Source organism: Streptomyces sp. NPDC004031 (assembly GCF_053604375.1).
Genome location: NZ_JBSGHL010000036.1, coordinates 39,430 through 57,611 on the forward strand (window position 1 = coordinate 39,430; position 18,182 = coordinate 57,611).

Genomic DNA, 18,182 nt, shown 5'->3' on the forward strand with positions numbered 1-18,182 from the left:
CTGTTCCATGGTGATCGTCAGACCCGCGGGACGCACCCGCCCCGCGGTGGCCCACCGCAGCCGCGCGGTGCGGCCCACCAGCGAGAACCGGATGAGGTGGCCTTGGCTACGACCGTGACCGGCACGACGGTGCGCCTACCGGCCGCCCCGCTCGGCCCGGAGAATCCGCTGCCCGCGCTGCACCCCGACGGCGAACTGCACCGGATCGACCCGGCCGACCTCGCGGGGCTGCCCGCCGACATGGCCCGGCAGATCGGCTACGCGCCGCTGCGCACGGTACTGCCGGTGCGCGTCCTCGACGGATACGGCCGCGACCGCGCGCCCGCCGACCTCGACGCGCTCGTCGTCGAGAACTCACGGCTGCGCGCCACCGTGCTGCCCGGCCTCGGCGGCCGCCTCCACTCGCTCGTCCACAAGCCCACCGGCCGCGAACTCCTCTACCGCAACCCGGTCTTCCAGCCCGCCGACTTCGCGCTCGCCGGGGCCTGGTTCTCCGGCGGGGTCGAGTGGAACCTCGGCGCCACCGGCCACGCCGCGCACACCTGCGCCCCGCTGCACGCCGCCAAGGTGCCCGCCCCGGACGGCGGCGAGATGCTGCGGCTGTGGGAGTGGGAGCGGCTGCGCGACCTGGCCTTCCAGATCGACTTCTGGCTGCCCGAGGACTCCGACTTCCTCTACGTCGGCATCCGGGTGCGCAACCCGCACGACCGCACCGTGCCCGCCTACTGGTGGTCCAACACCGCCGTCCCCGACACCGACCGCACCCGCGTGCTGGCCCCCGCGCAGGCCGCCTGGCACTTCGGGCACCAGCGCCGGCTGCGGCAGGTCGGCCTGCCCGTGCCCGCGCCCGGCGGCCCCGACGTCAGCTACCCCGGCGGCTCCGAGCACGCCGCCGACTACTTCCTCGACATCCGCGGCGACGACCGCCGCTGGATCGCCGCGCTCGACGGGGACGGGCAGGGTCTCGTCCAGACCTCCACCGACCTGCTGCGCGGCCGCAAGATCTTCTGGTGGGGGCGCGGCAGCGGCGGCCGCCGCTGGCAGGAATGGCTGACCGAACCCGGTACCGGCGGCTATCTGGAGATCCAGGCGGGCCTGGCCCGTACCCAGTTCGAGCACCTCCCGATGCCCGCCGACACCGATCTGTCCTGGCTGGAGGCGTACGGCCCGCTGGCCGCCGACCCCGAGCGGGTGCACGGCGAGGACTGGGCCGCCGCGCGCGCCGAGGCCGCCGCCCGGCTGGAGGCCGCGCTGCCGCGGGCCGCCGTCGACACCGCCTACGCCGACTGGCTCGGGCAGGCCGACGCCGAACCCAAGGAGATCCTGCACACCGGATCCGGCTGGGGCGCCCTGGAGGCCGAACGCGGCCATCTGCGGCTGCCCGGCACGCCCTTCGACGCCACGACGCTGGGCGAACAGCAGAAGCCCTGGCTCGAACTGCTGCTGGCCGGCGTCTTCCCGCGCCCGCCCGCCGGGGCCGCGCCCGGCCCGTGCCTGGTCGCGCCCCAGTGGCGCGAGCTGCTGGAATCCGCCGACACCTACCCCGGCAACGAGTGGTTCCGCGACTACTACCTCGGCATCGCCCAGTGGGCCGCGGGCGACCAGGCGCAGGCCGTCCGCAGCTGGGAGCGCTCGCTCGCCGCCCACCCCTCGCCGTGGGCGGCCCGCGCCCTCGCCGTCGCCGACGTCACCGAGGGCCGCACCGCGCAGGCCGCCGACCGCTACACCGCCGCCTGGGACGAACTCGCCGCCACCGCCGGGCAGTACGGGCCGCAGGTGCGCGACGTGCAGCGCGCGCTGCTGGCCGAGGCCGTGCCCGTGCTGCTGGCCGCGGGCCGCCCCGCCGAGGCCGCACGGCTGCTCGCCGCCCCCGCCCTCGACGGGGGCGCCCCGCTCGACGACGGCCGGATCCGGCTGCTGCGCGCCCGTACCGCGCTCGCCCACGGCGACGCGCCCGCCGCCCGCGCCCTGCTGGACGCCGGGATCGTCCTCGCCGACCTGCGGGAGGGCGCCGAGGAACTGAGCGACCTGTGGACCGCGGTGGCCGAACGGCTGGTCGCCGGGGAGGGCGAGATCACCGACGCGGTACGCGCCGAGGCCCGCGCCGCGCACCCGCTGCCCGCGCACTACGACTTCCTGATGCGCCCCGAGGAGAACTGAGGGCCCGTCACCGGCCGCCCCTCCCGCGGCGAAAACCGTTGGCCCGTGCGTCACCCGCGCGGCCACAGTGGTCTGCGCGCCCCCGGCCCGTCCGGGGGCGACCACCACCACACCACCGGGGGAGGGGACAGCCATGTCCACACTGCGGGTGACCGCCGAGCGGCTCACCATCACCGAGCACCCGAACGCCGACGCCCTGGAGCTGGCGCAGGTCGGCCTGTACCGCGCCGTCGTCGCCAAGGGCGCTTACCGCACCGGGGACTTCGCCGTCTACATCCCCGAGCAGGCCGTCTTGCCCGACCCGCTGATCGGCGAACTCGGACTGACCGGACGGCTCGCGGGCAGCGCCGCCAACCGCGTCAAGGCGGTACGGCTGCGCGGCGAGCTGTCCCAGGGCATCGTCTGCCGCCCGGCCGCGCTCGGCGGCACCGACCTGGAGCGCGCCGCCGCCGAGGACCAGGACTTCGCGGAGCGGCTCGGCATCACCAAATGGGTGCCCCCGGTGCCCGTGTCGATGAGCGGCGACGTCGAGTCCGCGCCCGACCTGCTGCCCTGGATCGACATCGAGAACCTCAAACGCCACCCCGGCATCTTCGCCCCCGGCGACCTCGTCACCGTCACCGAGAAGCTGCACGGCACCGCCTGCTGCCTGACCTACCGCGCGGACGACGGCACCCTCCACGTCACGTCCAAGGGCCTCGGCTCGCAGCACCTCGCCCTCAAGGAGGCACCCGGCAACCTGTACTGGCGCGCCGTCCGCGGCTACGGCCTGCCCGAACTCGCCGCGGAGCTGGCCCGCATCCTCGGCGCGGCCAGGATCGGCATCTACGGCGAGGTCTACGGCGGCGGCGTCCAGGACCTCGGCTACGGCGTCGACGCGCGCCGCGAACTGCCCGGCTACGCGGCCTTCGACGTGTGCGCCGACACCGGCGGCGCGCTGCGCTGGCTCGACCCCGCCGAGCTGCCGGTCGGCGGCCTGCCGCTCGTCCCGCGCCTCTACCGCGGACCCTTCGACCTCGACCGGGTGCTGGAGCTGGCACAGGGCCGCGAGACGGTCACCGGCCGCGAGGTGCACATCCGCGAGGGCGTCGTCGTCCGCACCGCCGAGGACAAGTACAGCCCCGTCCTCGGCGGCCGGGCCGTCGCCAAGGTCGTCGGCGACGCCTACCTCACCCGCAAGGGCGGCACCGAGTACGAGTGAGCCCCGCGCGGACCCGGCCCTCCCCGGCCGGGCCCGCGCCGTTTCCGGCCCGGCTTCGCATGGACCGGCCAGGGACGGGTACGCGGCGGGGGTCAGCGAGACAACCGCACGCGTAAGCCCGACCACGCGGCAGCGGGTCCGGCCGCCGGCCGCGCACCCGCCCCGCGGCGAGAGGACACCTCAGCGATGACCGACGACATGAGCCCCGACGGCGCCCTGCCCCCCGCCCAGCGCGCCCTGCACGAGATCGCGACCGGCAGCGAGAACGTCGTCGCGCTCAGCACCCTCGCCGTGAGCGACGTGCTCCTGCCGGTGCCCGGCACCGACGAGCAGCCCAGCGGCGCCGAACTCCCGCGGGAGATCCAGCTGCCCGTCTACGAACAGGACGACGGGCGGCAGCTCGTCCCCGTCTTCACCTCCGAGACCCGGATGGCCGAGGCCCTGCCCACCACCCGCCGCTACCGGCTCGTCCAGCTCGCCGCGCTGAGCGGCGCCTGGCCCTCCGACGAGCTGATCCTCTCCATCGACACCGGCAACGCCGACTCCCTCAGCATCTCCGGCCAGGGCGTCCGCGCCCTCGCCGGACTCGTCGGCGGCAACTGACGACGGCACGGCGGCCGACGGCGGGTCCGGGCCCCCCGGGGCCCGGACCCGCCGTGCTCAGCCCCGGCCCCGGTAGACCACGAGACCGCTCGGCACCTTGTCGAGGAGCATCTCGCGCGGCGCCGCGGCCACCTCCCCGTCGCACGCCAGATGCACACCGTCGCCCGGCACCCGCACCCGCAGCCGCCGGACCAGCGCCGTCTCGTACACCGGGGTCCTGGCCAGCACACCGGTCAGTGCCGCGCCCAGCAGCCGCGCCCTGGCGAACCGCCCGCCGGACACGATGCGCACGTCCAGCCGCCCGTCCGTCAGATCACGGCGCCGCACCGGCGCCGGGCCCAGGCTCGAATACCGGCAGTTGCCCACGAAGAGCAGCCACACCGAACGCTTGCGGCCGTTGATCTCCACATCCACCGGACGGCACGTCCGCAGCACGTGGACCGCCGCCAGCACACTCGCCGGCCACGCCCCCACCCGCCGCGACCAGCGCTCCCGCACCCGCACCAGATCCGGGTACGAGCCGATGCTGAGCGTGTTCAGGAAGGGCTCGGCCACCTCGGACGCGCCCGCGCCCAGCGCCGTCGTGGCCGCCACGTCCACCGCCCCGGCCTGCTGCTCCAGCACCGCCGAGGCCGTCTCCTCCACGCTGCGCAGCCCCAGATCCCCGGCGAAGTGGTTGAACGTCCCGCCCGGGAAGACCGCCAGCGGCACCCCGTACCGCAGCGCGAACGCCGCCGCCAGCCGCACCGTGCCGTCGCCCCCGCACACCCCCAGCGCCCCGTCCCGCGCCGCCGCGGCCTCCGACGCCTTCTCCAGCAGCTCCGCCAGATCGTCGTCCTCGGTGCACTCGCCGACCCAGGCCTGCGGCAGCGCCGCCGCGATCCGCACCGCGGGCGCCGTCAGCAGCGGCGGGGGGCCCGAAGCAGTGTTCACCACCACATGGAGCCCGCGCCCCTCCGGCAGGAACGGCACCCGCGCGGCCGGCCCCCGCTCCGGCACACCCGGCTTCGGCGGCACCAGGGCCCGCACCACCAGCGCCGCACCCACCCCCAGCGCACAGCCCGCCAGCACATCGCTCGGGTAGTGGACCCCGGTGTAGACGCGGGAGAAAGCCACACTCCCCGCGATCGGCGCGAGCGCCGCGCCCCACCCCGCCGACTCCAGCGCCGCCCCCGCCGCGAAGGCGGCCGCCGACGCCGAGTGCCCCGAGGGGAAGGACGACGTCACCGGCTGGCTGCGCAACCGCCGTATCACCGGAACGGCGTCCAGCAGCGGCCGGGCCCGGCGGAAGGCGCCCTTGCCCGCGGTGTTCGCGACCAGCGACGCCAGGGCCAGCGACCCCGTCGCCCGCAGCGCCGCCCGCCGCCCGTCCCGCCCGCCCGCGACCGCCATGCCCGCGGCCAGCGCGCCCCACAGCATTCCGTGGTCCGCCGCCCGGCTCAGCCGCGGCAGCACCGACTCGGCACCGGGCCAGCGCTGCCGCGCCACCGCGGTGAACAGTGCCGCGTCCCGGGCCATCCAGCGGCGTCCGCCGCGTACAGGGTGTGCAACCATGCCGGGTCGGTTACCCTCCGGCGGCCCTCGCACGCACCCGGTACGCTCACCTGGGTGAACCACGGCCCCGTACAGCCCCCCGACCTGGTCATCTTCGACTGCGACGGCGTCCTCGTCGACAGCGAGCGGCTCGCCATCGACATCGACGTGGAGATGGTCGCCCGCCTGGGCTGGCCCATGTCACGGGACGAGGCGATCGAGCGCTTCGTCGGCCGCTCCTTCGCCGACATAGGCGCCGACATCGCCGCCCACCTCGGACGCCCGCTCCCCGACGGCTGGGACACCGAATGGCGCCGCCGGGTACGCGCCGCCCTCGACGCCGACCTCACCGCCGTCGACGGCATCGAGACCGCCCTCGACGCGCTCGCCGCCCGCGGGGTGCCCATGTGCGTGGCCTCCAGCACCGGCCACGAGGGGCTGCGCCGCACCCTCGGCAAGACCGGCCTCTACGACCGCTTCGCCGGCCGCGTCTTCAGCGCCTCCGACGTCCCCCGCGGCAAGCCCGCCCCCGACCTCTTCCTGCACGCCGCCCGCACCCTCGGCGTCCCGCCCGCCCGCTGCGTCGTCGTCGAAGACAGCCCCCACGGCCTCGCCGCCGCCCGCGCCGCCGGCATCCCCGCCTTCGCCTACACCGGCGGCGGCCTCACCCCCACCCACCGCCTCACCGGCCCCACCACCACCCTCTTCACCGACATGCGCACCCTCCCCGCCCTCCTCGGCCTCTGACCCGGCCCCCCAGGGACCCGAGGAACTGCGCGCCCGGCCCCAACGCCGGGTGGTTCGCGGTCCGCACCGCGAGCGCCACCCCGTGGCGCACCAGGGGCGCGGGGAACTGCGCGCTCAGCCCCAACGCCGGGTGGTTCGCGGTGCGCACCGCGAGTGGCACCCCGTGGCGCACCAGGGGCGCGGGGAACTGCGCGCTCAGCCCCGACGGCGGGTGGTTCGCGGTGCGCACCGCGAGTGGCACCCCGTGACGCGCCCCGCCGCGGCGCCAAGCCCCCCGCGGAAGCCAAAATGCGCCGAGCCCCCGCAGGGGCCAAGGTGGGGACGTGGGGCGTCCACCACCATGGGGGCGACCCCGCGGAGCGCCGAGCGGAGGTGCGCCATGGCGATCACCGTGCCGTACGGGGGCCGGCCGGACCCCGGGCTGCCCGTGCCCGCGTACTGGGAGGCGCATCTGGCCGCCGCCGCGCCCGGCAGCGAGGAGGCGGGCGGCGGGCCGCGGCTGCGCGAGGCCGCGTGCGGCTACTTCACGCGGCGGGGCCTGTGGAGCGGCCCCGGCCAGGTGCTCGCCGCGCCCGGCGCGGAACCGCTGCTGCTCGCCCTGCTCGCCGCCGCGGGCGGCGACCCCGTCCTCGCCCGTCCCGCACCCGCGTGGCAGGCCCCCGTCGCCGCGCTCGTCGGGCGGCCCGTGCACGCCGTGCCGAGCGCGCCCGAGGGCGGCGGCGTGCCGGACCCGTTCGCGCTGCTGGAGACCGTCCGCCGGGCCCGCGCCGCGGGCGCCGACCCGCGGCTGCTCGTGCTGTCCGCCGCGGACGACCCGACCGGCACCGTCACCGCGCCCGAGCTGCTGCACGAGACGTGCGAGGCCGCCGCGGAGGCCGGGCTCCAGATCGTGTCCGACGAGACCTACTCCGACACCCTGCACCACCGCGACACCGTGCTGCTCAGCCCCGCCGAGATGCTGCCCGACCACACGGTGGTGCTCACCGACCTGGGCGCCACCCTCGTCCCGTCCGGGGTGCCCGTCGCGCTCGCCCGTTTCCCGGCGACCGCGCACGGGACGGCGTGGCGGCAGCGCACCGCCGCGGCCCTGGCCGCGCTGCGCGCCGTCCTCCCGGCGCCCGTCGCCGCGGCGGCCGGGTACGTCCTGACCGAGCCCCCCGAGGTCACGGACTTCGCGGCGGCGGCGAACCGGCTGCACGCCCGTACCGCCGCCGCGGCCCACCGGACGATCACCGGCGCGGGCGGCGTGTGCCGGCCGCCGAAGGCCGGTTTCCAGCTCTACCCGAGGCTGGACGCCGCCGGGCTCGACGCGCCCGCCCTGGAGGAGCGGCTCGGCGCGGCGCTGGGCCGTACCGTCCCCGGCGGCCACCGCTTCGGCGACGACCCGGCGGAGCCCCGGGTCAGGATCGGCACCGGCGCGCTGCACGGCCGAACCGACCGCGAACGCCGCGTCGCGCTCGCCGCCGCCGACCCGCTCGCCGTCCCCCATGTGGCCGAGGCGCTCGCCGCGCTCGGCGCCGCCGTCGGGGCGCTGACCGGCACGGACGAGGTCAGCGGTTCGGCGGGCGTGGGATCGCGGGGCGCCCGGGGCTGACTTACGTTCGAGGCGTCCGTACCCGTTTCCCCTCGCAGACCGACCCGCCGGAGCACCGACCGTACGAAACCGCACCCCGCACGGAGTCCCGATGACCGATCAGAGCGAACGGATCCCGGCCACCACCGCGACCGCGCCGCGCCCGCCGGGCGAGCGCCGTGCCTGGCCGAAATCCTTCGCCGACCGGCTCACCGAACCCCGGCCGGGGCTGCGCACGGTCGTCCGCGCCGTCCGCGAGTGCATCGTCCGCCCGCCCGCGCACACGCTGCGCCAGGTGCCGCTGCTGCCCGTCGCGCCGGGGCCGCTGCCCGACGCCCCGCCCGGCACCCTCGCCGTGACCTGGGCCGGGCACGCCAGCTGGGTGGTGCGGATCGGCGGGCTGACCGTGCTCACCGACCCCGTCTGGTCGCACCGCATCCCCGCCACGCCCGCGCGCGTCACGCCCGTCGGGGTGCCCTGGGAGGAGCTGCCGCGCATCGACGCGGTGGTCATCAGCCACAACCACTACGACCACCTCGACGCCCCGACGCTGCGCCGGCTGCCGCGCAGCACCCCGCTGCTCGTGCCCGCCGGGCTCGGCACGTGGTGCCGCCGCCGCGGCTTCTCCCGGGTGACGGAGCTGGACTGGTGGGAGGCCACCGAGATCGGCGGCGTCCGCTTCGACTTCGTGCCCGCGCACCACTGGAGCAGGCGCACCCTCACGGACACCTGCCGCTCGCTGTGGGGCGGCTGGGTCCTCACCGACCCGGCGGGCCCGCGCCTGTACTTCGCCGGCGACACCGGCTACGGCGACTGCTTCGCACGCATCGGCCGCGCGTACCCCGGGATCGACGTGGCGCTGCTGCCCATCGGGGCGTACGCGCCGCGGCGCCTGCTCAAGGCGGTGCACGTCGATCCGGAGGAGGCCGTACGGGCCTTCCTCGACGTCGGGGCCGCGGTCATGGCACCCATGCACTGGGCGACCTTCCTGCTCTCCAGCGAGCCGCCGCTCGAACCCCTGACCCGCCTGCACGCGGCGTGGGACGCCGCGGGCCTTCCCCGCGCGTCCCTGTGGGACCTCCCCGTCGGAGCCTCCCGCCGCCTGGCCCCGCCGGGGACGTGCGGGTGACGCCACGGTCGGCGCAGGTGCCGCTGCTCGGGCGCGCTCAGGCGTGCCGGCGGCGGAGGAGGGCCGGGACGCCCGCGATGGCGAAGGTCAGACCGACCGCGAGGGCGACACCCTGCCAGGGCTCGGGGAAGAGCGAACCGCCGAGGATCCCGATGAGCTGGTAGGTCGCCGCCCACGCGAGGCACGCGAAGACGTCCCCCCGCACGAACCTCCGCAGCGGCATCTCCGCGAGCAGGCACGCGACCATGACCGGGATCCGCCCCGCCGGGACCAGCCGGGAGAGCACGAGCACGGCCGCCCCGTGCTCGTCCAGCCGCCGCTGCGCCGTCGCGAGCGTCCGCTCGTCCGCGCGCTCCTCGAGCCGGTGCAGCCACCGCGACCCGCCGCGCGACCGGGCGCCGCGCAACCCCAGCAGATAGAGGCCGACGTCGCCGATGAGCGCGGCGAAGGAGGCGACACAGAAGACGCCGAGCAGCGCGAAGGGGTCGGTCTGGTGGAAGGCCACGACCGCCGCGCTGGACACGATCGCCCCGGTCGGCACGACGGGCACGAGCGAGCCCAGCACCACGAGCAGGAAGAGCGAGGGGTAGCCGACGACCTGCTGGGTGCTCTCCGAGGACGGCGGGCGGGTGGTCGTCGCGGCGGTGGCGAGGAAGGCGATCACCCGGCGGTCCCCCGCGAGCCGGGGTCCGGCACCTGGACGGTCGCGCCGTGCGCGAGGCAGTGCACGGCGACGCGGGGCGCGGTGCGGGCGGCGAGCCGCACGAACTCCTCGCCCGGCGAGTGGAATTCGTGCGGGCGCACCGCGTCCATCCCGATCGGCCAGAACGTCCCGTAATGCACCGGCACGGCGACCCGCGGCCGCAGTCGCGCGAGGGCCTGGGCGGCACGCGCCGGGTCGAGGTGGCCGTGGCCCAGGAAGGGGCCCCACCCTCCGACCGGCAGCAGCGCGGCGTCGCAGGGTCCGACGGCCTCGGCCATGTCGTCGAAGAGCCCGGTGTCCCCGGCGAAGTACGTCCGGGCCGCCCCCTCGACGACGTACCCGAGCGCGGGCGCCCGCTGCGGCCCGAACGGCACCCGCCGCCCGTCGTGCGCGGCGGGCACGGCCCGTACGGTGACGGGCCCGGCCTCGTACGTGTCGCCCGCTTCCACCTCGGTCAGCCGAAGCCGGTCCCGTACCCGGCGCAGCGCGGGCACGGCCGCGGCGGCGCCGCGCGGCAGCAGCACCCGGGTGCCCGGGGCGAGCCGGGCCAGCGATCCGACGTGCAGATGGTCGGCGTGCAGATGCGAGACGAGGACGACATCGGCCCGTGCCGCCCCGGCGGGCGGCACCTCCCCCCGGCGCCGCCGCAGATGCGCCAGCCGCCGCGTGAACAGCGGATCGGTCAGCACCGTCACCCCGGAATCCCGCACGCTCACCATCGCGTGCCCCCACCACGTGATCTCCACGCCCACCACCCACCCTCCTCCCCGCACCGTACGCCGCCCCACCCGGCACCCTCCACCGGCGGTGTGTTCCCGTGACGACGGGTGGGTCCACTGTCGTGGGGGCAGGGGCGCGGGGAACTGCGCGAGCAACCCCCACCGGCGGTCCGGCCCGGCGACGACGGGTGGGTCCACTGTCGTGGGGGCAGGGGCGCGGGGAACTGCGCGAGCAACCCCCCACCGGCGGTGCGGTCCGGCGACAGCGGGTGGGTGCACCGTCGTGGGGGCAGGGGCGCGGGGAACTGCGCGGGCAACCCCCACCGGCGGTCCGGTCCGGCGACGACCGGTGGGTGCCCCCCGGTGGGGCAGGGGCGCGGGGAACTGCGCGAGCAACCCCCCACCGGCGGTCCGGTCGGGCGACAACCGTCGCACCCCCCCGGGCCGGGAGGCCGGAGCCCCGGGAGGGGGTGGGGAAGGGACGTCCGCGCAGGTCCCGGGAGGGATATGGCAGGGTGGAGCCGTGCCTCAGCCGGGTGGGAAGCGGGAACGGGCCGCGGGGCGCACCGCTCTGCGGGCGGTCGGGCGCGTCGTCGTCGTGTGGACGGTGGCCTCCGCCACCCTCGCCGTGCTGGCCTGGCTGCTGCCGGACTTCCGGCTGAAGGCCCCGAGCGGCGACAGCCCGACGCAGATCGCCGTGACGGCGGCGTACGGCGCGGGCGCGTTCGGCGTGCTGAGCGCGCTGGTGTGGCCGCTGCTGGTGAGAGCGCTGCTGCTGGTGCCCGCGCTGGTGCTGGGCGCGCTCGTGTTCTTCCTCAACGGCTCGTTGCTGCTGGTCGCGCTGGACCTCACGCCGGGCGGCCGCGGCGAGGTCACTCCCGCCACGGCCGTGGTGATCGCGGCGGTGATGTCCGCGGCCTCCTCCGCGACGAGCACCGCGCTCGCCGTGCGGGACGACGCCGCGTACGGGCGGCGCCTCGCGCGGCTCGCGGGCCGGCGGCGGCGCAGGGCGGGCGACCCACCGCTGCCGACGTCGTCCGGCACGGTCTTCCTGCAGCTCGACGGCGTCGGCCACGACGTGCTGCGGGCGGCGCTGACCGGCGGTTCCCCGGCGATGCCGACGCTGGCGGGCTGGCTCGCCGACGGCACCCACCGGCTCACCGCGTGGCGGACGGACTGGAGCAGCCAGACGGGCGCGAGCCAGCTCGCGATCCTGCACGGCAGCAACCACGACGTGCCCGCCTTCCGCTGGTTCGAGAAGGAGACCGGCCAGGTCATGGTGTGCAACCGCCCGTCCAGCGCGGCCGAGCTGGAGCGGCGGGCGGTCGCGCGTACCGGCTGCCCGGGGCTGCTGGCCGCGGACGGCGCGAGCCGCGGCAACCTGTTCACCGGAGGCGCCGACCAGTCGGCGCTGGTGATGTCGGTGGCGGCGCAGCGCGGCAAGTTCTCCCGCTCGCGCTCCGGTTACTTCGCGTACTTCTCGGACCCCGCCAACGCGGTGCGCACCGCGTGGTCGTTCGTCGCCGAGGTGGTCCGGGAGATCGGTGAGTCGAGCGCGTCGCGGCTGCGCAGGGACCGGCCGCGGATCGGGCGCGGCGGCCTGTATCCGGTGCTGCGGGCCTTCGCCACGGTCGTGGAGCGGGACGTCGCGGTCGCCGCCGTGGTCGGCGACATGCTCGCCGGGCGCACGGCCGTCTACGCCGACCTGGTCGCGTACGACGAGGTGGCGCACCACTCGGGCCCGCACAGCCGCGACGCCCGCAAGGTCCTCGCGCGCCTGGACCGTTCGATCCGGCTGGTCGCCGATGCGGCGCGGTACGCCCCGCGCCCGTACCGCTTCGTGCTGCTGTCCGACCACGGGCAGAGCGGCGGGGCGACGTTCGAGGACACCTACGGCGAGGGGCTGCGCGAGGTGGTGCGCGGCGGGTGCGGGCTGCCGCCGGTGAGCCGGGGGCGCAGCCGCCGCACGGGCAGCGAGGCGCGGGCGGCGGCCCGCAGCGCGCTGCGGCGGCCGGAGCGGGGGCGGCGGGCGCCGGAGGAGGCGGAGTGCGAGGGGCCGCGGTCCGAACCGGTCGTGCTGGCCTCGGGCAACCTCGGCCTGGTGGCCTTCCCGGACATCCCGGGGCGGGCGACGCTGGAGGAGATCCGCCGCCGCAGCCCGGACCTGCTGCCCGCGCTGACCGCGCACCCGGGCGTCGGCTTCGTCCTGGTGCGCAGCGCCGAGCGCGGACCGCTGGTGCTCGGTGCGGACGGCGGCGAGCACGAGCTGGCCACCGGACGGGTGACCGGGCCCGATCCGCTGGCCCGCTTCGGTCCGGGCGCGGCCGCGGCGGTGCTGCGCGCGGACGCCTTCCCGCACATCGCCGACCTGATGGTCAACTCCGCGGTCGACCCGCGCAGCGGCAGCGTGCACGCCTTCGAGGAGCAGGCGGGTTCGCACGGCGGGCTGGGCGGCCCGCAGTCGCACCCGTTCCTGTTCTCGCCCGCGGATCTGCCGCTGCCGCGGACGCCGGTCGTGGGCGCGGAGGCGCTGCACGGGCTCTTCCACGGATGGCTGGCCTCCGCGCGGCAGCCCGCGTCTGCCGCGGACTGCCCGCCCCGCGAGGCCGCCGCCCGCCCCGCCCGCCATCCCGTCCCCACCGCACAACCCCCCGCCCCCCGCACCCCGGACGCGGCCGCCCATCCCTGACCGCCGGGCGGGAACGGTCGCGCGGGGTGGCCGTACGTCCGGCACGGGACCAGGCGCGGAGCCCGGTCCGGTCGTGGCTCCGCCCGCCGCGGCCTCGTGGCTACGCCGTGGCGCCGCCGTCCAGGACCAGGTCGGTGCCGACGGTCGCGCCCGCCTCGGGGGAGGCGAGGTGGAGGACGGCCGCGGCCACCTCCGCGGTGCTCGCGGCGCGGCCGAGGGGGAGTTCGGTGCGCAGGCGTTCCGCCTTGGCGGCCGGGGTCTCGCCGGGGCGGGTGGACATCGGGGTGTCCACGGGGCCGGGGCTCACCGCGTTGATCCGTATGCCCTCGGCGATGTGGTCGAGCGCCGCGGTGCGGGTCAGCACGCTGACCGCGGCCTTGCTCGCGGCGTACGCGCCCAGGCCCGCGGCCCGGCGGTGGGCGCCGATGTTGGAGGCGATGTTGACGATGGCGCCGCCGCCCTCCTTGCGCATGCGCGCGATCTCGTACTTCATGGACAGCCACAGCCCGGTGACGTTGGTGTCGAGGGTGCGCCGCCAGTCGTCCTCGGCCATGTCGCCGACCGGGCCGGGGGAGAGGAAGACGCCGACGCCGTTGACGGCGACGTCCAGGCCGCCGAGCCGGTCGGCGGCCTCGGCGACCATGCGTTCGGCGTCCGCCGGGTCCGTGATGTCGGCGGTGACGGCGACGGCGGTGCCGCCCGCGGCCGTGACGAGGGCGACCGTCCCGTCGAGCGCCTCCCGGGTGCGGCCGGCGACCGCGACCCGGGCGCCCTCACGCGCGAAGGCGAGGGCGACCTCGCGCCCGATACCGCTGCCGCCGCCGGTGACGAGCACGGCCTGGCCGGTGAACCTGTCGGACATTGCGTCTCCTGTAATGAGAACGAGCATTCTGGAAAGAGGGCACACGTCACCCCGCGGCGCGGGCACACCGGGGGTAGGGGAAGAAGCGGGAGCCGTCAGCCGATGAGTGCGAGCACCTGCTGTGCCGCGTCCCGCGCCCGCTCCGGGTCCGCACCGGCCTTGCCGACCACCCGCATCCCCTGGAGCAGTACCAGCAGCAGCCGGGCCAGCCCGCGCGGATCGCGCCCGGCGGGCAGTTCGCCCTGGGCGCGGGCGCGCAGCAGCGCGGAGGTCAGCGCGGTCTCCAGGAGGGCCCAGCTGGCCTCCACCCGGCGCGCCGCGGCACTGTCGTGCGGGGCCAGCTCGACCGCGGTGTTGGTCATGAAGCAGCCGCGGCGCAGTTCGTCGCACGCGGATTCCGCGGCGAAGCGCTCGACCAGCGCGCGGACGGCGGGGAGGGCGGGGCCGGGCCGGGACAGCTCCTCCAGCAGCACCGGGTCGCACAGTTCGCCGTAGCGGCGCAGTGCGAGCAGGTAGAGGTCGTGCTTGCTGCCGAAGGTCGCGTAGATGCCGGCCCGCGCCACGCCGAGGCGTTCGACGAGCGCGGACATGGTGGTCGCCTCGTACCCGCGCTCCCAGAACAGTTCCAGGGCCGCCTGGAGTGCGGCGTCCGGGTCGAACTCCTTGGTCCTCGCCATGGTCAGGACCCTAGGTCATTGCAGAACGCCCGGTCAAGAAAGACCGATCGTCAACGCAAGGTTGACGATGCCCCATCGTCAACCTACCGTTGACGCATGGACAAGCATCCCGTACGGCTCGACGACCTCATCGACTTCGTCAAGAACCAGCACCCCGGGAGCGACCCGCTCCAGAACCTCGAACACGCCGTGACCGTCGCCGCGCACCTCGACGACGTCGCCGACCACCTCATCGGCCACTTCGTCGACCAGGCCCGGCGCGCGGGCGCGTCCTGGACCGACATCGGGCGGCACATGGGCGTGACCAAGCAGGCCGCCCAGAAGCGCTTCGTGCCCAAGGGGCCGGAGGACTTCGACCTCACCGAGTCGGGCTTCACCCGCTTCACCCCGCGCGCCCGCAACGCCGTCAGCGCCGCGCAGGAGGAGGCCCGCGCCGGACGGCACGGCACCATCGAGCCCGAGCACCTCGTGCTCGGCCTGCTCGCCCAGCCCGACACGCTCGCCCTCCAGGCCCTCGCCGACCTCGGCGCCACCCCGGACGCGGTACGCGCCGCCGTCACGACACCCGGTACCGAGGACGCCCCGCCGACCGGGAACCTGCCGGTCGGCGCCGCGGCCAAGAAGACCCTGCAGCTGATCCTGCGCGAGGCCCTGCGGCTCGGCCACAACTACATCGGCACCGAGCACATCCTGCTCGGTGTCCTCAGCGACGACCAGGAACCGGCCACCCGGGCGCTCACCGGCATCGGCGTCACCCACCCGGCCGTGGAGCAGTGGGTGCTCGCGACCCTGGCACGGATCTCTTGGAAGAGCGACGCACAGCCCGAGCCCACCGGCAGCGACACCCCCTGAACGCCCGCCCGCGACAGGGGGCGAGGGGATCAAGGGGGCGAAGGAACAAGGGGGCGAAGAGACACAGTGAGACACAGGGGGCCTGGCGCCGGGCCCCCGCGCTCAGCTCTTGCGCAGCGCCAGCAGCCGGTAGACCGGATCGCCGCGCGGCACGTCAGGGTCGGGCAGCGCGGCGATCCGCGCGGCCAGCTCCTCCTGCTCCACCTCGTCCAGCGACAGCGCCGACGCGAAGTAGCCGCGGGCCACGTCCGCCGCGGCCCCCAGGGGGGACTTGCCCTGGCCGTGCCCGGTGAAGCGGGCCTCGCCCGCCCGGCCGAGCCCGTGCTCGCAGGCCACCGCCCGCACGCGCTCGTCGGCGTCGTAGGCGGTCCGCCGCACCCGGTAGGGCGCCATCAGGTGGTCGACGTCGCTGTCCACGTCGTGGCCCGAGTCCTTGTCGACCGTCGTCACGAACACCCCGCCCGGCCGCAGCACCCGGGCGCACTCGGCTATCACCCGCGGCGCGTCCGGCAGCAGGTGCAGCAGCCACACCGCGCACACCGCGTCCAGCGACTCGTCGGCGAAGGGCAGCCGGTGGCAGTCGCCGAGCACCACCGAACCGTCCGTGCGGCGGGCCGCGAGGCGCGCCATGCCGTGTGCCGCGTCCACGCCGAAGACCCGCAGGCCCGGCCGCACCAGCCGTTCGGTCAGCAGTCCCGTCCCGCACCCCACGTCCAGCAGGGTGCGGGCGCCCTGGGGCACGAGCGCGAGGACGGCCCGTGCCGCCGCCCGCGCCCGCGGCTCACCACCGCGCGTCGCGTCGTAGCGCGCCGCCTCCACCTCGTAGTCCAGCATGCGGACGATGGTAGAGCCCGCAGGTGAACACCCGCCTGCCCGGGGGCTTGCACCTGTGTTACGTCCCGGTGCGCGGGCCGGCCGGGCAGGCGGGCGTACGGCGGCGGCCCCGGGGACGGGGCGGCCGCCGGGGCCGGATCAGCCGAAGGCGTCCGGGTCCGGGCCCAGGCGCGTGCCGTCGTCGAGGGCGGCCAGCTCGGTCAGGTCCTCCGGGGTGAGCGCGAAGTCGAAGACGTCGATGTTCTCCCGGATCCGCGACGGCGTCACGGACTTGGGGATCACCACGTTGCCCAGCTGGAGGTGCCAGCGCAGCACGACCTGCGCGGGAGTCCTGCCGTGCCGCTCGGCAACCCGGGCGACGACCGGGCTCTCGAGCAGGCCCTTGCCCTGGCCGAGCGGCGACCACGCCTCGGTGGCGATGCCCAGTTCGGCGTGCACCGCGCGCAGTTCGGACTGCGCCAGCTGCGGGTGCAGCTCGATCTGGTTCACCGCGGGAACGGTCGGCGAACCGTCGACCAGCCGCCGCAGGTGCGCGGGCTGGAAGTTGGACACACCGATGGCCCTGGCCCGCCCCTCGGCCGCGATCCGCTCCAGCGCGCGCCACGTCTCCGTATACGCGTCGCGCCGCGGCTGCGGCCAGTGGATCAGGTAGAGGTCGACGTGGTCGAGCTTCAGCTTCGCCAGCGAGGTGTCGAAGGCGCGCAGCGCGGAGTCGTACCCCTGGTCGCTGTTCCACAGCTTCGTGGTGACGAACAGCTCCTCGCGCGGCAGCCCGGAGGCGGCCAGCGCGCGGCCCGTGCCCTCCTCGTTGGCGTACAGCGCCGCGGTGTCGATGCTGCGGTAGCCGGCGTCGAGCGCGGTCGCGACCGCGGCCTCGGCTTCGTCGTCCGGCACCTGCCAGACGCCGAAGCCGAGCTGCGGCATCGTGACGCCGTTGTTGAGGGTTACGTCGGGGACCTTGCTCACAGGAGGTCGGGCCTTCCTTGCGTCGGTTGCGGTGGGCGTGCGGCCGGGCGGGGCCGTACGCGTCGGCCCGCGGCCCCGGTGGGCCGGGCGGACCGAGCACGTACAACCCGGCGCCCGATCGCCGCATTCCCCCGCCCCGCGGTGATCCCAGCCGCTACCCTCACGCGCGGGGGCCGGGCGCGGCCCGTGCGCGTGAGGGGAGCAGGACCGATGACGGGGCGGGAACCCATGGCGGAACCCATGGCGGGACAGGGCGTGCCGGACGGCGGCGCGCCCGCGGCGCCGCGCGCGCCGTGGGCCCGCCGGGACCTCCGGGCGGAGCCCTTCCCGGCCGTTCCCGCGTCCGCCGCGACCGACCCGGCGGTGCAGCGCGAGACGCTGGCACGGCTGCGCGAGTGGGCCGAACGGGACGCCGAGACCGCGATCGCCTGGTACCTGGTGGACAAGCGGAACAAGCGCATCGGCTCACGTCTGCTCCAGGGCCTCGCCATCGCCTGCGCCGTGGCCGGCGCCGCGGTGCCGCTCGGCACGGCCGCCGCGGGCGGCTCCGGCCAGGGCTGGGGCTATGTGCTGCTCGCCGTCGCCGCGGGCTGCAAGGGCTTCGACCACTTCTTCGGGCTGAGCGCCTCCTGGATGCGGGACATCGCCGTCGCCCACGCGCTGCGCACCGAACTCAACGCGGTACGGCTGGAGTGGGCCGCCGACGTGCTGCGTGCGGGCCCCCGCGCCGCCGACCCGGGCCTGCTGCTGGAACCGGCCGAGCTGGAACGGCAGCTGGCGCTCGTCACCCGGCTCGCCGTCTCGGTGCGCGCCCACATCGACGGCGAGACGGCCGAGTGGCAGGCGGAGTTCAGCGCGGGCATCAGCGAGCTGCAGGGCCAGCGCACGCTTCCGGGGGTGGAGCGCTGAGCGGGACGGGCTTAGGCACCGCGGG

Annotated in this window: 16 protein-coding genes; 9 read left to right on the top strand and 7 right to left on the bottom strand. The window is 76.4% G+C overall.

Annotated elements, in window-relative coordinates:
* Window positions 1–102: 102 nt before the first annotated feature.
* From ACWERV_RS22690 to ACWERV_RS22700, 3 genes are all read left to right on the top strand, one after another.
* On the top strand, window positions 103–2,160 hold the full coding sequence (locus tag ACWERV_RS22690) for a DUF5107 domain-containing protein (protein ID WP_452935820.1): 2,058 nt from the start codon (window positions 103–105) through the stop codon (window positions 2,158–2,160).
* Window positions 2,161–2,293: 133 nt separating this feature from the next.
* Window positions 2,294–3,361 (top strand): RNA ligase (ATP), encoded by a 1,068-nt coding sequence (locus tag ACWERV_RS22695; protein WP_452935823.1) that lies wholly within the window; start codon window positions 2,294–2,296, stop codon window positions 3,359–3,361.
* Between the two features lie 186 nt (window positions 3,362–3,547).
* Complete coding sequence (locus ACWERV_RS22700) at window positions 3,548–3,964, top strand: SseB family protein (protein ID WP_398178942.1); 417 nt, start codon at window positions 3,548–3,550, stop codon at window positions 3,962–3,964.
* Between the two features lie 57 nt (window positions 3,965–4,021).
* Here ACWERV_RS22700 and ACWERV_RS22705 read toward each other — a convergent pair whose 3' ends face one another.
* Window positions 4,022–5,518, bottom strand: coding sequence for a phosphatase PAP2 family protein (locus ACWERV_RS22705; protein WP_452935825.1), 1,497 nt, complete (start codon window positions 5,516–5,518; stop codon window positions 4,022–4,024).
* A 54-nt stretch (window positions 5,519–5,572) separates the two neighbouring features.
* Here ACWERV_RS22705 and ACWERV_RS22710 point away from each other — a divergent pair, with 54 nt between their 5' ends.
* From ACWERV_RS22710 to ACWERV_RS22720, 3 genes are all read left to right on the top strand, one after another.
* Window positions 5,573–6,244, top strand: a complete 672-nt coding sequence (locus ACWERV_RS22710; protein WP_452935828.1) for an HAD family hydrolase — start codon at window positions 5,573–5,575, stop codon at window positions 6,242–6,244.
* A gap of 379 nt (window positions 6,245–6,623) precedes the next feature.
* The gene (locus tag ACWERV_RS22715) at window positions 6,624–7,838 is read left to right on the top strand and encodes an aminotransferase class I/II-fold pyridoxal phosphate-dependent enzyme (RefSeq protein ID WP_452935831.1); all 1,215 of its coding nucleotides are present in this window, start codon (window positions 6,624–6,626) and stop codon (window positions 7,836–7,838) included.
* Window positions 7,839–7,929: 91 nt separating this feature from the next.
* The gene (locus tag ACWERV_RS22720; protein ID WP_452935834.1) at window positions 7,930–8,946 is read left to right on the top strand and encodes an MBL fold metallo-hydrolase; all 1,017 of its coding nucleotides are present in this window, start codon (window positions 7,930–7,932) and stop codon (window positions 8,944–8,946) included.
* A 37-nt stretch (window positions 8,947–8,983) separates the two neighbouring features.
* Here the strand turns inward: ACWERV_RS22720 and ACWERV_RS22725 are convergent, their stop codons facing one another.
* The gene (locus tag ACWERV_RS22725) at window positions 8,984–9,610 is read right to left on the bottom strand and encodes a DedA family protein (RefSeq protein WP_452935836.1); all 627 of its coding nucleotides are present in this window, start codon (window positions 9,608–9,610) and stop codon (window positions 8,984–8,986) included.
* Window positions 9,607–10,401, bottom strand: coding sequence for an MBL fold metallo-hydrolase (locus tag ACWERV_RS22730; protein ID WP_452935839.1), 795 nt, complete (start codon window positions 10,399–10,401; stop codon window positions 9,607–9,609). Before ACWERV_RS22730 ends, ACWERV_RS22725 begins: the two co-directional genes overlap by 4 nt.
* 490 nt (window positions 10,402–10,891) lie before the next feature.
* Between ACWERV_RS22730 and ACWERV_RS22735 the strand changes: the two genes are divergently transcribed.
* Window positions 10,892–13,057, top strand: a complete 2,166-nt coding sequence (locus ACWERV_RS22735; RefSeq protein WP_452935842.1) for an alkaline phosphatase family protein — start codon at window positions 10,892–10,894, stop codon at window positions 13,055–13,057.
* Window positions 13,058–13,157: 100 nt separating this feature from the next.
* Here the strand turns inward: ACWERV_RS22735 and ACWERV_RS22740 are convergent, their stop codons facing one another.
* The gene (locus ACWERV_RS22740; protein WP_452935845.1) at window positions 13,158–13,919 is read right to left on the bottom strand and encodes an SDR family NAD(P)-dependent oxidoreductase; all 762 of its coding nucleotides are present in this window, start codon (window positions 13,917–13,919) and stop codon (window positions 13,158–13,160) included.
* A 95-nt stretch (window positions 13,920–14,014) separates the two neighbouring features.
* On the bottom strand, window positions 14,015–14,596 hold the full coding sequence (locus tag ACWERV_RS22745; RefSeq protein ID WP_452935847.1) for a TetR/AcrR family transcriptional regulator: 582 nt from the start codon (window positions 14,594–14,596) through the stop codon (window positions 14,015–14,017).
* A gap of 96 nt (window positions 14,597–14,692) precedes the next feature.
* Between ACWERV_RS22745 and ACWERV_RS22750 the strand changes: the two genes are divergently transcribed.
* Window positions 14,693–15,448 carry a Clp protease N-terminal domain-containing protein gene (locus ACWERV_RS22750; protein ID WP_452935850.1) on the top strand — a complete coding sequence of 252 codons (756 nt, stop codon included), beginning with the start codon at window positions 14,693–14,695 and terminating at the stop codon, window positions 15,446–15,448.
* 102 nt (window positions 15,449–15,550) lie between these two features.
* On the opposite strand, the gene ACWERV_RS22755 is transcribed toward ACWERV_RS22750, so the two are convergent.
* Both ACWERV_RS22755 and ACWERV_RS22760 read right to left on the bottom strand, forming a co-directional pair.
* Window positions 15,551–16,282 carry a class I SAM-dependent methyltransferase gene (locus tag ACWERV_RS22755; RefSeq protein WP_398178973.1) on the bottom strand — a complete coding sequence of 244 codons (732 nt, stop codon included), beginning with the start codon at window positions 16,280–16,282 and terminating at the stop codon, window positions 15,551–15,553.
* Between the two features lie 138 nt (window positions 16,283–16,420).
* Entirely contained in the window at window positions 16,421–17,248 is an 828-nt protein-coding gene (locus ACWERV_RS22760; protein WP_452935853.1) for an aldo/keto reductase, read from the bottom strand.
* A gap of 228 nt (window positions 17,249–17,476) precedes the next feature.
* Between ACWERV_RS22760 and ACWERV_RS22765 the strand changes: the two genes are divergently transcribed.
* The gene (locus ACWERV_RS22765) at window positions 17,477–18,157 is read left to right on the top strand and encodes an SLATT domain-containing protein (RefSeq protein ID WP_452935855.1); all 681 of its coding nucleotides are present in this window, start codon (window positions 17,477–17,479) and stop codon (window positions 18,155–18,157) included.
* Window positions 18,158–18,182 lie beyond the last annotated feature (25 nt).

What these genes read in the sequence shown, in the direction of transcription:
- ACWERV_RS22695 (WP_452935823.1), top strand. Translation starts at nt 2,294, where the DNA reads ATGTCCACACTGCGGGTGACCGCCGAGCGGCTCACCATCACCGAGCAC.
- ACWERV_RS22700 (WP_398178942.1), top strand. Translation starts at nt 3,548, where the DNA reads ATGACCGACGACATGAGCCCCGACGGCGCCCTGCCCCCCGCCCAGCGC.
- ACWERV_RS22705 (WP_452935825.1), bottom strand. Translation starts at nt 5,518, where the DNA reads ATGGTTGCACACCCTGTACGCGGCGGACGCCGCTGGATGGCCCGGGAC.
- ACWERV_RS22715 (WP_452935831.1), top strand. Translation starts at nt 6,624, where the DNA reads ATGGCGATCACCGTGCCGTACGGGGGCCGGCCGGACCCCGGGCTGCCC.
- ACWERV_RS22720 (WP_452935834.1), top strand. Translation starts at nt 7,930, where the DNA reads ATGACCGATCAGAGCGAACGGATCCCGGCCACCACCGCGACCGCGCCG.
- ACWERV_RS22740 (WP_452935845.1), bottom strand. Translation starts at nt 13,919, where the DNA reads ATGTCCGACAGGTTCACCGGCCAGGCCGTGCTCGTCACCGGCGGCGGC.
- ACWERV_RS22745 (WP_452935847.1), bottom strand. Translation starts at nt 14,596, where the DNA reads ATGGCGAGGACCAAGGAGTTCGACCCGGACGCCGCACTCCAGGCGGCC.
- ACWERV_RS22750 (WP_452935850.1), top strand. Translation starts at nt 14,693, where the DNA reads ATGGACAAGCATCCCGTACGGCTCGACGACCTCATCGACTTCGTCAAG.
- ACWERV_RS22755 (WP_398178973.1), bottom strand. Translation starts at nt 16,282, where the DNA reads ATGCTGGACTACGAGGTGGAGGCGGCGCGCTACGACGCGACGCGCGGT.
- ACWERV_RS22765 (WP_452935855.1), top strand. Translation starts at nt 17,477, where the DNA reads ATGGCGGAACCCATGGCGGGACAGGGCGTGCCGGACGGCGGCGCGCCC.